Raw genomic sequence first — 13,686 nt, 5'->3', positions numbered from 1 at the left:
CTACAGCCCGAGCCGCCTCCGCGCGAGCGCGATCACGCGCAGCGCCTCGGGCCATAGCGCGAAGGGCGCAGGATCGGCGCTGTCGCACCACGCCACCTCGGTCACGTCGCCGCCCGGCCGCGCCTCGCCCGCTTCCCAGCGCGCGAGGTAGTCGATGATGGTGTAATGGAAGCGCGGCCCGGCATCCGGCTCGCCCGGCGTGATCGCATCAACCACCGCGAGCAGTTCGAGCGGGCCGACCTCGATCCCCGCTTCCTCGCGCAGCTCGCGCCGCGCCGTTTCCTCCGCACGTTCGCCGAGGCGCTGCGCGCCGCCGGGCAGCGACCACTCGCCCATCCGTGGCGGCCGTCCGCGGCGGACGAGGAGCACCTGTTCCCCGCGGAAGGCGAGCACCCCGATGCCCACCCAGGGGCGGGTCGGGTTCTCGCGCGGGTTGGTCACTGCTGCTGCTGGGCAGGCTGCTCTGCGGGCGCAGGCGGCTGTGTCGGCTGTTCCGAAGGGGGCTGCGCCGTGGGCGCCTGCTCCGCCGGTGGCTGCTGCCGCTCCTGCTTCGCCAGGTCCGCCAGCCGCGGCACCAGCGCCTTCTCCTTCCACTGGCCGACCTGATACGCCCAGCCGTGCCAGCGTGCATTCAGCCGCTGCGCCTCCTCGTCGCCCTCGGCCGAGAGGCGCACCCAGATGTTCTCGCCGTCCTTGTGCACGACCGCGGCGATGCGCAGGTTGTCGGTCAGCTCGAACCGGCCCTCGCCGAGCCGCTCGCCCGGCATGTCCGCCTCGCGCTTCACGTCGAGGAAGGTGAGGAACTCGAAGGCGCGGGAGACCTCGTCCACGCTGATCTCGTCGAGCTCCGGCGTCTGTTCCGGCTGCACCACGGCCAGCCTGTCCTCGGCATCCGGGCCACGGCGCAGCACCAGCGGCGGCTCGCCGACCCGGGAAATCTCCGCCACCCGCAGCCGCTCGCGCGGAATGTTGGCGATGTCGCGGTCGATCCAGAGATTCGGGTCGGCATCCAGCGGCAGCCGGCCCTCGGCAAGCCACGCCTGGGTCTCGCCGGGGCGGCGGATATAGACGCTCTCGGGCACGTTGCCCTGCACGCGCATCCGGCGCCGGCCGACGATCAGCTCGGCGATCGGCCGCCCCTCCGCATCCAGCACCCGCAGCAGCGAGGAGGTCGCGCCCTCCTTCGTCGGGTCCTCGACGCCGAGGCGTTCCAGCATCTCCGGGTTGGCGGTGCGCGGCTCGGTCAGGCGCAGCTCGGTGAGCCCGACCAGCAATTCGCGCACGCGCTCGGGGCGCACCGGATGGTCGGCCTTGGCCGGCAGCACCCAGGCCTCGCCGGCGCGGTTGATGGTGAGCGTGCCGTCATGCCGCACCACCTCGATCCGCGCCGCATTCGCCAGCCGTGGCGCCAGGCCCGGGAAGGCGAGCGGCACGGCGGTGGAGAGCGGCACCTCGGTGCGGTTCGGCGTCAGCAGCACCGCGGCGCCGACCGTCGCGGCGGCGGCGGTGCCGAGCAGCAGTAGATTGCGCCGCTTCATGCCCGCGCTCCCGCGCGGCGCCTGGCCCGCACCACGCCGAGGAAGATCGCGAACACCGTCAGCAGCGCCGGCACCAGCGCGATGTTCAAGACGCGCAGCCAGCCCTCCAGCCCCTCGATGTCGCGCCGCAATTCGAGCTGCACCTGGCGCAGCTCGCTGCGGGTGCGACGGATCTCCTCGCGCGCGCGGTCGATCTCGGCGCGCTGCTCGGGGGTGATCACCGGGCTGGCCTGCTGCCCCTGTGCGCCGGGCCCGGTCGGGCCCTGGCGGAGCTCCCGCAGCCTGCGCTCGGTGGCTTCCAGCCGTTCCTGCAAGCCACGCTCGGTCTGGCGATACTGCGCCTCGGCGCCGCGGCGGATATCCTCCACCATCTCGAAGGGCCGCAGCGATTCACCGCGCGAGCGGAGCCCCACCAGCGCCTCGCCGCCTGCCATCGTGTCGGCGATGTTGATGACGAAGGCGCCATTGTCGCTGAAGGGCGTGGCCACCTGCTGGCCGAAGAAATCCTGGGTGCGGACCCAGAAGCGGTCCTCCAGGATGTCGGCATCGTTGACGACGACCAGGTTCGCCGGCCCTTCGGTGCGGGCGCGGTGCGCCGGGAAATCGGCCGGGCGCTCGGCGCCCTCCGGCGGCGGGGGCGCGGCTTCGAAGGCGGAGGAGAGCTGCCCGCGCACCCGCGCGGCGAGAACATGCGCCTGGCCGTCGGGCTGGAAGTCCGCGAGCAGCCGTGCCGGGTTCGGCTCCTGGCGAACACGCGTGGCATCCACCAGCTGCGAGCGTTCGCTGCTGGTGACCAGCGGCGTGAACTCGATGGCGGCACCCTCGCGGCGGCGTACTTCGCCGGCCGAGGCGACGGTGACCTGGGCCAGCTCGGCCGTCGCGATCTCGCTGTCGTTCAGCCCGGCCTGCGGCACGTTGAACCAGGCGAGATAGTCCACCACCTGCAGCCGGTCGCGCGGGTCGCCGCGCACGCGCCAGGCGCCGCGCTGATCGAGCACCACCTGGTCCGTGGGCGCCTCGATCCCCCAGGCGTTCAGCAGACGGTCGAGGCTGCTCGACGTGTCGCGCGAAGGCGGCTGGCCGGGGGAGGGGCGGGAGGCCTGGCTCTCGCTGTGCGGATCGGTCATCGCAATCAGCCTGCCGCCGCGCATCACGAACTGGTCGATCGCGTAGAGCGTGGCGTCCGGCAGGTTCTGCGGATGCGCCACCAGCAGCACCTGCACATCCGGCTCGATCACCTGCGCATCGGCGGCGATGTCGCGCACGGTATAGAACTGGCGCAGCTGGTTCATCACCACGAAGGGCTGCCCGACGCCGGGCTGGCGCATCATCATCGCCCGCGGATCGCCGTTCAGCGGCAGCGAGGAGAGCACCCCGAGCACCGGCCGCGTCGGGTTCGACAGCTCCCAGACCAGCTTGGTCAGGTCGTATTCCAGGAAGCGCTCGCGCTCCGGCTGGAAGAAGGCGATGGTCCGCTCGTCGTCGAGCAGGTTGGAGCCGACCAGGCCGAACCACACCTGCTCGCCCGACTGGTCCACCGGCACGCCCTGCAGGCCATAGGCCTGGGCGCGGTCCTCGGTCTCGGAAAAGGGCTCGGGGTCCAGCACCTCGAGCCGCAGCTTGCCACCGCTGACCGAGACGTATTCCTCGAGCATGGCGCGCACGCGGTCGAAATAGGCGCCATAGGCCGGGATCGCGGCGCCGAGGCGGCGCGAATAGAACAACCGCAGCGTCACCGGGTCCTGCAGCCCCTGCAGCACCTGCTTCGTGCCGTCGGAGAGGGTGTAGAGGCGGTTCTCGGTGAGGTCGAGCCGCGCGCGGCTCAGCAGGCGGTCGGCCAGCATGTTGACGCCGACCGCGAGGATCGCGGCCAGCACCAGCGCGAGGGCGGCGGAGAAGCCGCGCTTGCCGCGCTGGACGGGGGCATTGGTGGCAGTCGTGGTGCTCATGCTCAGTCCGCCTTCCTCTGGTCCACCGCGACGGTGTTGGCGAAGAGGAAGAAGCCGATGAAGGAGGCGAAGAAGACGATGTCGCGCGCCGAGATGATCCCTCGCGAGAAGCCGTTCAGCCGATCCGTCACGCTGATCGCCCGCGCGATCTCGGCAAGCTCAGGGATCCGCTTGGAGAGGAACTCCGTCACCACCGGGCTGCCGGCGGCGGTCAGGAAGAAGCAGGCGGCGACCGCCAGCACGAAGGCGATCACCTGGTTCTTGGTCAGCGCCGAGATCGCCGCCCCCACCGCCAGGAAGGCGCCGGCCACCATCAGGCAGCCGAGATAGCCCGTCGCGATCACGCCGTTGTCCGGCTCGCCCAGCACGTTGACGGTGATCACCAGCGGGAAGGTCAGCGCCAGCGCGATGCCGCAGAAGGCCCAGGCGGCAAGGAACTTCCCCACCACCGCCTGCCATTGCGCCAGCGGCAGCGTCAGCAGCAGCTCGATCGTGCCGAGGCGCCGTTCCTCCGCCCAGAGGCGCATGGTCAGCGCCGGCACCAGGAACAGGAACAGCCAGGGCACGAAGGTGAAGAAGGGCTGCAGGTCGGCCTGGCCGCGGGTGAAGAAGCCACCGAGGGTGAAGGTCAGCGCCCCGGCCATGATCAGGAAGATGACGATGAACACATAGGCCACCGGCGTGGCGAAATACCCCGCCAGCTCCCGGCGGAAGACGGTGAGCGTGCCGCCCATCAGGCCAGCTCCCTCTCGCGCGCCGGCGCCGCTTCCTCGCCGAGCGTCAGGGCGCGGAACACCGCATCCATGCTCGGCCCGCGCGCGGCGAGCTCCGCCGGCGTCGCATCGGCCACCACCTTCCCGCGCGCGATGATCACCGCGCGGGTGCAGACCGCCGCGACCTCCTCCAGGATATGGGTGGAGATGACGATCGCCTTCTGCGGCGCCATGGCGCGGATCAGGTTGCGCACCTCATGCTTCTGGTTGGGATCGAGGCCGTCGGTGGGCTCGTCGAGCACCAGCACCGGTGGGTCGTGCAGCAGCGCGGCGGCCAGGCCGACGCGGCGCTTGAAGCCCTTGGAGAGCGTCTCCACCGGCTGCAGCCGCACGCCTTCGAGCTGGGTGAGGTGCATCGCATGGGCCACGCGCTCGCGGCGCTCGCCGCCACGAAAGCCGCGGGCGCGGGCGCAGAAGCCGAGAAAGCCGGTGACGGTCATCTCGGGGTAGGTGGGCGCGCCCTCGGGCAGGAAGCCGAGATGGCGCTTGGCGGCCACCGGGTTGTCCACCACGTCCTCGCCGCAGATGCGCGCGGTGCCGGCGGTCGGCGTCATGAAGCCGGCGACCATGCGCATCGTGGTGGACTTGCCGGCGCCGTTCGGGCCAAGGAACCCCAGCACCTCGCCCCGCGACACGGTGAAGGATACGTCGTCCACGGCCGTGAAGGCCCCGAAGCGCTTGGTCAGGCGCTCGATTTCTATCAGCGCGGTCAAAACCGATCCCCAGGCTTCCCCAGAGGCGCCGATTAAGGAGGCGGGGGGGCGGGCGCAAGCCCCCGTGCGGGACGGCGGTCGGCGACCTCTACCCCCGAGGCACGGAGCGGTCCGTCTCCGCGTCGGCTGCGGTCAGGCCGGCGTACCCGCCGGCTCGCCGCCGAAATGCGCCCAGAACTCGTCGCGGGCATTGCTGCGCGGAAAGGCGGTCGCCGGAACGGGCACGCCCAGGAACCGGCAGAGCGGATCCCAGCCGTCGGCAGGGGAGAAGATCAGAAGCCGTTCCGGCGGGATGAAGGCGCGCACCTTGGCGTTGTTGCGCTGGTAGGCCTTGATGGAGGTTTCGCGGTCGAACCCGCCGAACACGTCTTTGATGAGCAGCTTGTCCATGGTTTCGAAGATCGCGGCGATGGGCGGCGGAAGGGGGATGGTCTCGCGAAGGGCGAAGAACTTGCCGATGGTGCCGGAGTAGCTGGCCCACCACTCATCTTCGGGCCGCTCCGTGTGGATGACCTTGGCCTCGGGAAAGGCGAGGGAGAGTTCGTGCCAGAAAGCGGCACCCGGGAAGTCCACCTGGCTCCTGTAGCCGGAGAAGACCGCGGCCCAGTCCACCTTGGCGCCTGCGGCAAGCGCGGCCCAATGGGCAGGCTGAGCGGCGTCCCTCATCACCTCGACCATATGGTGGCAGGGGCCAAACCCCAGCTGTTCCAGCGCGGTCTTGGTGGACATGGTGCCAGTCCGACCGAAGCCGGACCCGATGATCTTCAACCCCATCGCCGCCGTTCCCTTTTTTGATTTCGGCCGAGGTTGGATGACGATCCCGCTCATTGCCAGAAGATTCCCTGATGCCCGTTCGGGTCGAGACCAGCTTGCGTGGAGGCCGAGGGACGTCTGAACGCCCCGCGCCGCAAGCGGGCCACCACGTCATCCCGCATCCAGCTTCGCCAGCGTCGGATCGTGCCCGAACAGCGCCAGCAGCGTCAGCGCCGCCCGACCGCGCGGCGAGGCCAGTTCCGGGTCGCGGTCGAGCAGCGCGGCGGCGTCCCGATGCGCGATATGGGTCAGCCGGTCGAACTCCTCCGGCTCCTCTCGCGGGTCGAGCAGGCGGCCGGCAATCATGCCGGATTGGCGTTCCCGCAGCACGTCGCCGCCGCCACGCGTACGCAGATCCTCCTCGGCGATCAGGAAGCCATCCTCGGTGTCGCGCAACACAAGCAGGCGGCGCTTCTCGCCATCCGACAGGCCCTCGGAGTGGATCAGCAGGCAGGAGGAGGGCCTGGACCCGCGCCCGACGCGACCGCGCAGCTGGTGCAGGGCGGCCAGGCCGAAGCGCTCGGCCTGCTCGATCAGCATGATCGTCGCCTCCGGCACGTCCACGCCCACCTCGACGACCGTGGTCGCCACCAGCAGCTTCGTCCGTCCGGCGGCGAAATCGGCCAGCGCCGCCTCCCGCACCGCCATCTCCTGCAGCCCATGCGCCATGCCGACCTGGCCGGGGAAGCGGGCCGACAGTTCGGCGAAGCGGTCCTCGGCGGCAACGGAATCGTCGCTCTCGCCGCCGGAGATGGCCCGCACCACCCAATAGGCCCGTTCGCCACGCGCCAGTGCCTCGCCCAGGCGGTCCACCACCTCCGGCAGGCGTTCCTGGGAAACGATGCGGGTGGCGATGGGCTGCCGGCCGGCCGGCTTTCCCTCCAGGCGGCTGACCGCCATCTCGCCCCACTGGGTCAGCAGCAGCGTGCGAGGGATCGGCGTCGCGGTCATCACCAGCATGTCGGCGTCCTTGCCCTTGTTGGCGAGCATGAGTCGCTGGCCGACGCCGAAACGGTGCTGCTCGTCCACCACCGCCAGGCCGAGGTCGTGGAAGGCGACGGCGTCCTGGAACAGCGCATGGGTGCCGACGACGATGCCGATGCGCCCGGAGGCCAGGCCGCGCAGCACCTCCTTCCGCTCGGTGCCCTTCACATTGCCGGTCAGCAGCCGGACCTCCACGCCCGCGGGGTGGCACAGCTTCACCAGCGTGCGCAGATGCTGCCGGGCGAGCAGTTCGGTCGGCGCCATCAATGCGCCCTGCGCGCCCGACTCGACGGCGCGCAGCATCGCCAGCACCGCCACCAGGGTCTTGCCCGCGCCGACATCGCCCTGGAGCAACCGCAGCATCCGCCGCGGCGCGCCCATGTCGGCGCCGATCTCGGCCAGCGCCTGGGCCTGGCCGGGCGTGAGGGCATGGCCGAAGGCTGCCAGCGCCTTCGCCTGAAGCTCGCCGGTGCCGGGCAGCGCCCGCCCTGGCCGGCTGCGCTGCCGCCGCCGGACCAGGGCGATCGCCACCTGGCTGGCCAGCAATTCGTCATAGGCCAGCCGGCGCCGCGGCGCGGCGGGCAGGGGCCCCGCAGGGCGTTGCAGGCTGCGGATGGCGACATCGAAGGCCGGCCAGCCCTCGCGCTGGACGAGGGGAAGGTCGGCCCATTCGGGCAGCGGGTGCAGCCGTTCCAACGCCGCCTCCATCGCGCCGCGCAGGCGCTTCGGCGTCAGGTCCCGCACCAGCGGCCAGACCGGCTCCACCAGCGGCAGCGCCTCCGGCCGCTCGGCGCTCAGCGGGTTGAGCATCGCCCAGCCGCGCGACCCCTCGGCCAGCACCCGCCCGGCAAGGAAGCGGAAGGATCCGGCCGGCAGCAGCTTCTGGATCCAGGGCAGACGGCCATTCATGTAGCGGATGGTGAGCGGCCAGCCGCCGGCCAGCGCCTTCACCTCCACATAGGGGCGTCCGGTGGAACGCGCCCGGGCGGCGCGGAGGCTCTTCACCTCCACCTCCAGCACGCAATCCTGGTCGAGCGGCGCCTCCTCCGGGCTCGCCACCCGGCGCCGGATCACCACCCGCTCCGGCAGGTGCAGCAGCAGGTCGAGCACGCGCTCGCCGCCCGTCGCCTCGGCCAGCAACTTCGCCAGCGTCGGCCCGACGCCATGCAACTCGTCGAGTGGCGCGAGCAACCCGGCCAGCCCGCGCGCGTCCTGCTCCGGGCCGGAACTCAACACAGCCATGCCGTCGCTCGGGCTGACAGGATTCCCATGCGCCTCTATATGGCAGGCCCGTGCGCTGGTGCCGACATGCCCGACAATAGCGACTCCGACGAAACCGTGCTTTCCCCGCGCCGGCGCAGGTTGATGTTCCGCGCCTGGCATCGCGGAACGAAGGAGGCCGACCTCATGATTGGCGGCTTCGTCGCGCCCAACATCGCCAGCTTCACCGACTCGGAACTGGACGAGCTGGAAGCCGTGCTGGAACTGCCCGACGTGGACCTGGCCGATTGGCTCTCCGGCCGCCGCGCCATTCCCTCCCACATCACCACGCCGATGCTGGAGCGCATGGCGCTCGAATGCGGCGCAGCGGGCGCGGGCGTGCCGCCCGAGCTCAAGCCCGCGTCCGATGACCGGAAGGCCGCTGGGCCTGAAGGCCTGAATCGGCCGAGCAAATAATGGATACGATTCTCGTCCACGGCGCCCCCGAGGGCTTCGATGCGCTGCTGCTCGCCCGCCGCCGCGCCGAGACGCGCAACCCGGTCCTGCATGTCTGCCGCGACGATGCGCGGATGGCCCGGCTCGCCGAGGCGCTCGCCTTCTTCGCCCCACATGCCGAGGTGCTGCGCTTCCCCGCCTGGGACTGCCTGCCCTATGACCGCGCCTCCCCGAACCCGGAGATCGTCGCCGAGCGCGTCGCCACGCTGACCCGCCTGGCCGAGCGCACGCTGACCCCGCGCATCCTGCTCACCACGGTGAACGCGCTGGTGCAGAAGGTACCGCCGCGCGCCGCCTTCACCGGCGCGACGCTGGCGCTGAAGCGCGGCGGCCGACAGGACCCGCAGAAGCTGGCGGAGTTCCTTGAGGCCAATGGCTACCATCGCACCGGCACGGTGATGGAGCATGGCGAATACGCCGTGCGCGGCGGCATCGTGGACCTGTTCCCCGCCGGCGAATCCGACCCCATCCGCCTCGACCTGTTCGGCGACGAGATCGAGGACATCCGCCGCTTCGACACCGCCAGCCAGCGCAGTGGCGACAGGCTGGACGCGCTGACGCTGCGCCCGGTCGGCGAGTTGTTCCTCGACGCGCCCTCGATCAGCCGCTTCCGCACCGCGTACCGCGAGTTGTTCGGCGCCGCGGCGGGGGAGGATCCGCTCTACGTCTCGGTCTCCGCGGGCCGGAAGCATCCGGGCATGGAGCACTGGGCCGGGCTGTTCCATGAGAAGATGGAAACGCTGCTCGACCATCTCGGCGAGGGTGCACCAGGGGAGACAACGGTCAGCTTCGACCACCAGGCCGACGACGCGCTGGCGGTGCGGATGGAGATGATCGCCGACCACTACGAAGCTCGCCGTGGCCCGACGCGCGAAGGCGAGGTGCCCTATCGCCCGGCGCCGCCCGATCGCCTCTACCTCGACCTCGACGCGTGGGAGACCATGCTGGCGGAGGCGACGGTGATGCGCTTCATCCCCTTCGCGCCCGCGTCGGAGCTGCCGGGCGTGGTGGATGCCGGCGGCCGTCCGGGCCGGCTGTTCAGCGACGTGCGCGCCGAGGGGAAGAACGTCTTCGCCGCCTATGGCGAGCACGCCAAGGCGATGGCCGCGCGCGGGCACCGCCCGGTGCTCGCCGCCTGGACGCGCGGATCGCGCGAGCGGCTCGGCAGCCTGCTTCGCGAGAACGGCGTTGCCTCGGAGCCGGTGGACGATGTGCTGCATCTCCAGAAGCTGGCCAAGGGCGCCGTCGGGCTGGCGGTCCTCGGCGTGGAGCGCGGTTTCGTCTCTCCGGACATCGTCGTCACCGGCGAGCAGGACCTGCTCGGCGAACGGATCGCCCGTCCGCCGCGCCGCCGCCGCCGGGCCGACCAGTTCATCGCGGATGCCACCGAGATCGCCGAAGGCGACTTGGTCGTTCACCAGGACCACGGCATCGGCCGCTATGACGGGCTGGCGACGATCGACGTTTCCGGTGCCGCGCATGAATGCCTGCGCCTTGTCTATGACGGCGGCGACAAGCTGTTCCTGCCGGTGGAGAACATCGAGCTGCTGTCGCGCTTCGGCAGCGAGCAGGCCGGCGTCGCGCTCGACAAGCTCGGCGGCGGCGCCTGGCAGGCGCGCAAGGCCAAGGCCAAGCAGCGCATCGCCGACATGGCCGCGGGGCTGATCCGCATCGCCGCCGAGCGCGCGACGAAGGAGGCGATCGCCGCCATCCCGCCCGAGGGCGCCTGGGACGAGTTCTGCGCCCGCTTCCCCTTCGCCGAGACCGACGACCAGCAGCGCGCCATCGCCGACGTGCTGGAGGACCTTTCCGCCGGCAAGCCGATGGACCGCCTGATCTGCGGCGATGTCGGCTTCGGCAAGACCGAGGTGGCGCTGCGCGCCGCCTTCTGCGTCGCGATGTCGGGCAGCCAGGTGGCCGTCGTGGTGCCGACCACGCTGCTCTCCCGCCAGCACACACGCACCTTCGCCAGGCGCTTCGAGGGGCTGCCGGTGAAGATCGCGCAGCTCTCGCGCATGGTGACGCCGAAGGAAGCGGTGGCGGTGCGGGAAGGGCTGAAGGACGGCTCCATCAACATCGTCGTCGGCACCCATGCGCTGCTGGCCAAGGGCGTGGAGTTCGCCGATCTCGGCCTGGTCATCGTTGACGAGGAGCAGCATTTCGGCGTCGCCCACAAGGAGCGGCTCAAGCAGCTCAAGGCCGATGTGCATGTGCTGACGCTGACCGCGACGCCGATCCCGCGCACCCTGCAGCTGGCGCTCACCGGCGTGCGGGAGATGAGCGTGATCGCGACCCCGCCGGTGGACCGCCTGGCGGTGCGCACCTTCATCATGCCCTGGGACGGCGTGGTGGTGCGCGAGGCGATCCAGCGCGAGCGTTTCCGCGGCGGCCAGGTGTTCTGCGTCGTGCCCCGCCTCGAGGACCTGCCGAAGGTGCGCGAGCGGCTGGCCGAGATCGTGCCCGAGGCACGCATCGCGGAGGCGCATGGCCGCCTCTCGCCGACCGAGCTCGAGCGGGTGATGACCGAGTTCGGCGACGCCAGGCACGACATCCTGCTTTCGACCAACATCGTCGAGAGCGGGCTCGACATGGCGGCGGTGAACACGCTGATCATCCACCGCGCCGACATGTTCGGGCTCGCCCAGCTCTACCAGCTGCGCGGCCGCGTCGGGCGCGGCAAGCAGCGCGGCTACGCCTATCTCACCTGGCCGCAGACGCACCGGCTGAGCGCGGCGGCCGAGAAGCGGCTGGAGGTGATGCAGACGCTCGACAATCTCGGCGCCGGCTTCACGCTTGCCAGCCACGACCTCGATATCCGCGGCGCCGGCAACCTGCTGGGCGACGAGCAGAGCGGCCATATCCGCGAGGTCGGCATCGAGCTCTACCAGCAGATGCTGGAGGAGGCGGTGGCGGAGCTGAAGCACGGCCCCGGCGCGGCGGCGATCGAGGACCGCGAGTGGACGCCGCAGATCAATCTCGGCCTGCCGGTGATGCTGCCCGAGGCCTATGTGCGCGACCTGCCGGTCCGCCTCGGCCTTTATCGCCGCATCGGCGGGCTGCAGAACGAGGCGGAGATCGAGGCGATGGCGGCCGAGCTCGCCGACCGCTTCGGCCCGCTGCCGCCGGAGGCGGAGACGCTGCTGCAGGTGGTGTTCCTGAAGTCGCTCTGCCGCGCCGCGGGCGTGGAGAAGCTGGATGTCGGGCCGAAGGGCATCGTGCTCGGCTTCAGGGGCAACCGCTTCGCCGATCCCGGCGCGCTGGTCCAGTGGGTGGCGGGGCAAGGGGGCGTGGTGAAGTTGCGCCCCGACCACAAGCTCGCCCTGTCGCAAGAAATGCCCTTCGACGCGCGCATCAAGGAGGCACGGAAGCTTCTGACGGCGCTGGCCGAGGTCGCGCAGGGGCGTGTGCCGGAGGCGCCGAAGCCGCCGAAGCAGGCAGCACCACCGCCCCGGCCGGTCGCGGCGCCCGCGAAGAAGGGCGTCTTCCGCCCAACCATCGTGCCGCCTCCGCCGAAAGGCGCAACGACGAAGCCGATCCCGTTTCCGGGCCGGTGGAAGAGATAAGGGTTGTCAACGGTCCGCAGTCGGTGAGCCTCTCGCCGAGGCTGACCTGAAGCGGAGTCGAGCAATCTATGCGTCGAGCGGCGCCGGCAGGCCTCTTCGCCGTTGTCCTGGCGCAAATGGCTCCTCATGGACGTGCCTTCGCGCAGGATCCCTTTGCGACCGTCGCAAGCGCGCAGCGCTCGTCATCGGTGGACATAGCCATGCGCGACATTCGGCTGGTGGTGCCGCGCGAATACGTCATCGCCGTGTTTCTTGGCAGCCACCGCGCGGTCAATCTCGGCGTGTCGCGGCTTGCCGGCAGAAACTAAGCTGACCAGCATGTTTGCGATCTGGGACCGCAGCTTCGTCGAGCCTGCAGAGCGAAGCCTCGTCCTGTCGGCAAGCGAGGCGCCAGTGCCGGCGGGTCTCATCATGCATCGCGCTTTGCCGGACGACAGGCCCTCTCCCACCCGCCAGGATCGCTTCGACCCGCCCGCGGACTCGGCGCACCGTCCGGAGGCGATCTATTGCACCTCGCCGCCCTCGCAGTTGGTGGTCCGTGGCACGCAGCGGTTGGACAACTTGCGATGCCAGCATCACTTCGTGTACCGCGGACTCGAAGCCGAACTCCGCTACCGCCGCGAGCACCTGCCGCGTTGGCGTGCAATCCGGGACGGTGCCGTGCGACTGCTCGACAGCTTCGTGCTTGAGCGGGACGAGGCGCGCGAATAAAGGAGAGGGCCGTTCACCCCTCCACCAGCGCCACGTCCAGCAGCCGCTCCAGCACCTCCGGCTCCTGCGCGCCGGCGATGGCGTGGCGGCTCTGCACCACGAAGCAGGGCACGCCGTTGATGCCGAGGCGATGCGCGCGAAGGTTGTCGGCATGCACCGCCTCCGCTTCCTGCACCCCGGCCAACGCCCGGCGCGTCTCGACGGGGTCCATGCCGAGAGCGGCGGCGATTCCCGCCAGCACGCCATGGTCGCCGATGTCGTCGCCCTCCGCGAAATAGGCTTCGAACAGCGCCTCGACCGCGGCATCGGCCAGGCCCTGGCGGTCGGCCATGCGGACCAGGCGATGCGCGTCGAGCGAGGGCGGGATGCGGCGGATCCGGTCGAAGGCGAAGCGCAGCCCCTCCGCCCGGCCGAGCTCCGCGATGGTGGCGTGCAGCCGGCGGGCGCGGTCCTCGCCGCCGAACTTGCGCATCATGTAGTCCTGCCGCGGCACCCCGCCCGGCCCGATATCCGGGTTGAGCAGGAAGGGCCGCCAGGCGATCTCCGCGGCAAGGTCCGGCCGCGCACGAAGCGTGCGGCGCAGCCGATGGGCACCGAGGTGGCACCAGGGGCAGACAAGATCGAAGACCACCTCGATCTGCAGCCTGGCGCGGGGCGGGGCGAGGACGTTCACGCGCCGAGGATAGCAGGCTGGCGCGGCCGGGGCGACGGGGGGCCGCGAAGTGTCAGGCTGCCTTCACGGCCGGCTCCGCGGCCTGCTGCATGACCTCGGCGAGCAGGCCATAGGCCGCCGCCCAGGCGGCACGGATCTCCGGCGTGAAGGCGTCCCCTAGACCCGAGTAGCCCAGGCTGGAATCGGCTTGTGATTGGATGCGGCGCGGCAGGGTGTGATTCGTAGGCGTCCAGCTTTGGCTGGAGGCGGAGAT

11 protein-coding genes and 1 pseudogene are annotated in these 13,686 nt (G+C 70.9%); 3 read left to right on the top strand and 9 right to left on the bottom strand.

Annotated elements, in window-relative coordinates; translation table 11 throughout:
* From ACESM1_RS16390 to recG, 7 genes are all read right to left on the bottom strand, one after another.
* Complete coding sequence (locus ACESM1_RS16390) at nucleotides 1–441, bottom strand: NUDIX hydrolase (protein WP_372621817.1); 441 nt, start codon at nucleotides 439–441, stop codon at nucleotides 1–3.
* A complete protein-coding gene (locus ACESM1_RS16385; RefSeq protein ID WP_372621815.1) occupies nucleotides 438–1,538 on the bottom strand; it encodes a DUF4340 domain-containing protein in 1,101 nt (366 codons plus the stop codon). The genes ACESM1_RS16390 and ACESM1_RS16385 overlap by 4 nt, the downstream gene beginning before the upstream one ends.
* Nucleotides 1,535–3,487, bottom strand: a complete 1,953-nt coding sequence (locus ACESM1_RS16380; protein ID WP_372621813.1) for a GldG family protein — start codon at nucleotides 3,485–3,487, stop codon at nucleotides 1,535–1,537. The genes ACESM1_RS16385 and ACESM1_RS16380 overlap by 4 nt, the downstream gene beginning before the upstream one ends.
* Nucleotides 3,488–3,489: 2 nt before the next feature.
* Entirely contained in the window at nucleotides 3,490–4,221 is a 732-nt protein-coding gene (locus ACESM1_RS16375) for an ABC transporter permease (RefSeq protein WP_372621811.1), read from the bottom strand.
* Nucleotides 4,221–4,973, bottom strand: a complete 753-nt coding sequence (locus tag ACESM1_RS16370; protein ID WP_372621809.1) for an ABC transporter ATP-binding protein — start codon at nucleotides 4,971–4,973, stop codon at nucleotides 4,221–4,223. The genes ACESM1_RS16375 and ACESM1_RS16370 overlap by 1 nt, the downstream gene beginning before the upstream one ends.
* 132 nt (nucleotides 4,974–5,105) lie before the next feature.
* A complete protein-coding gene (locus tag ACESM1_RS16365) occupies nucleotides 5,106–5,801 on the bottom strand; it encodes a sulfotransferase family protein (protein ID WP_372621808.1) in 696 nt (231 codons plus the stop codon).
* Between the two features lie 96 nt (nucleotides 5,802–5,897).
* Complete coding sequence (gene recG, locus ACESM1_RS16360; RefSeq protein WP_372621806.1) at nucleotides 5,898–8,012, bottom strand: ATP-dependent DNA helicase RecG; 2,115 nt, start codon at nucleotides 8,010–8,012, stop codon at nucleotides 5,898–5,900.
* A 27-nt stretch (nucleotides 8,013–8,039) separates the two neighbouring features.
* Here recG and ACESM1_RS16355 point away from each other — a divergent pair, with 27 nt between their 5' ends.
* The 3 genes from ACESM1_RS16355 to ACESM1_RS16345 all read left to right on the top strand — a co-directional run bounded on the left by ACESM1_RS16355 (nucleotide 8,040) and on the right by ACESM1_RS16345 (nucleotide 12,760).
* Complete coding sequence (locus ACESM1_RS16355) at nucleotides 8,040–8,447, top strand: succinate dehydrogenase assembly factor 2 (RefSeq protein WP_372621804.1); 408 nt, start codon at nucleotides 8,040–8,042, stop codon at nucleotides 8,445–8,447.
* A complete protein-coding gene (gene mfd, locus ACESM1_RS16350) occupies nucleotides 8,447–12,049 on the top strand; it encodes a transcription-repair coupling factor (RefSeq protein WP_372621802.1) in 3,603 nt (1,200 codons plus the stop codon). Before ACESM1_RS16355 ends, mfd begins: the two co-directional genes overlap by 1 nt.
* A 318-nt stretch (nucleotides 12,050–12,367) precedes the next feature.
* On the top strand, nucleotides 12,368–12,760 hold the full coding sequence (locus tag ACESM1_RS16345) for a hypothetical protein (RefSeq protein WP_372621800.1): 393 nt from the start codon (nucleotides 12,368–12,370) through the stop codon (nucleotides 12,758–12,760).
* Nucleotides 12,761–12,773: 13 nt separating this feature from the next.
* Here ACESM1_RS16345 and ACESM1_RS16340 read toward each other — a convergent pair whose 3' ends face one another.
* Complete coding sequence (locus ACESM1_RS16340) at nucleotides 12,774–13,433, bottom strand: DsbA family oxidoreductase (RefSeq protein WP_372621799.1); 660 nt, start codon at nucleotides 13,431–13,433, stop codon at nucleotides 12,774–12,776.
* Nucleotides 13,434–13,485: 52 nt separating this feature from the next.
* Nucleotides 13,486–13,686: pseudogene (locus ACESM1_RS16335) on the bottom strand (hypothetical protein); the annotation flags it as partial.

This window comes from Falsiroseomonas sp., from assembly GCF_041690465.1.
In the GTDB taxonomy this organism is placed as follows: domain Bacteria; phylum Pseudomonadota; class Alphaproteobacteria; order Acetobacterales; family Acetobacteraceae; genus Falsiroseomonas.
The sequence above is the reverse complement of the archived record's forward strand: the minus strand, read 5'-3'. Positions and strand labels throughout refer to the sequence as shown.

Coding starts and splice junctions, on each gene's coding strand:
- ACESM1_RS16365 (WP_372621808.1), bottom strand. CDS start 5,801: ATGAGCGGGATCGTCATCCAACCTCGGCCGAAATCAAAAAAGGGAACG.
- ACESM1_RS16385 (WP_372621815.1), bottom strand. CDS start 1,538: ATGAAGCGGCGCAATCTACTGCTGCTCGGCACCGCCGCCGCCGCGACG.
- ACESM1_RS16375 (WP_372621811.1), bottom strand. CDS start 4,221: ATGGGCGGCACGCTCACCGTCTTCCGCCGGGAGCTGGCGGGGTATTTC.
- ACESM1_RS16380 (WP_372621813.1), bottom strand. CDS start 3,487: ATGAGCACCACGACTGCCACCAATGCCCCCGTCCAGCGCGGCAAGCGC.
- ACESM1_RS16345 (WP_372621800.1), top strand. CDS start 12,368: ATGTTTGCGATCTGGGACCGCAGCTTCGTCGAGCCTGCAGAGCGAAGC.
- ACESM1_RS16355 (WP_372621804.1), top strand. CDS start 8,040: ATGCGCCTCTATATGGCAGGCCCGTGCGCTGGTGCCGACATGCCCGAC.
- mfd (WP_372621802.1), top strand. CDS start 8,447: ATGGATACGATTCTCGTCCACGGCGCCCCCGAGGGCTTCGATGCGCTG.
- recG (WP_372621806.1), bottom strand. CDS start 8,012: ATGGCTGTGTTGAGTTCCGGCCCGGAGCAGGACGCGCGCGGGCTGGCC.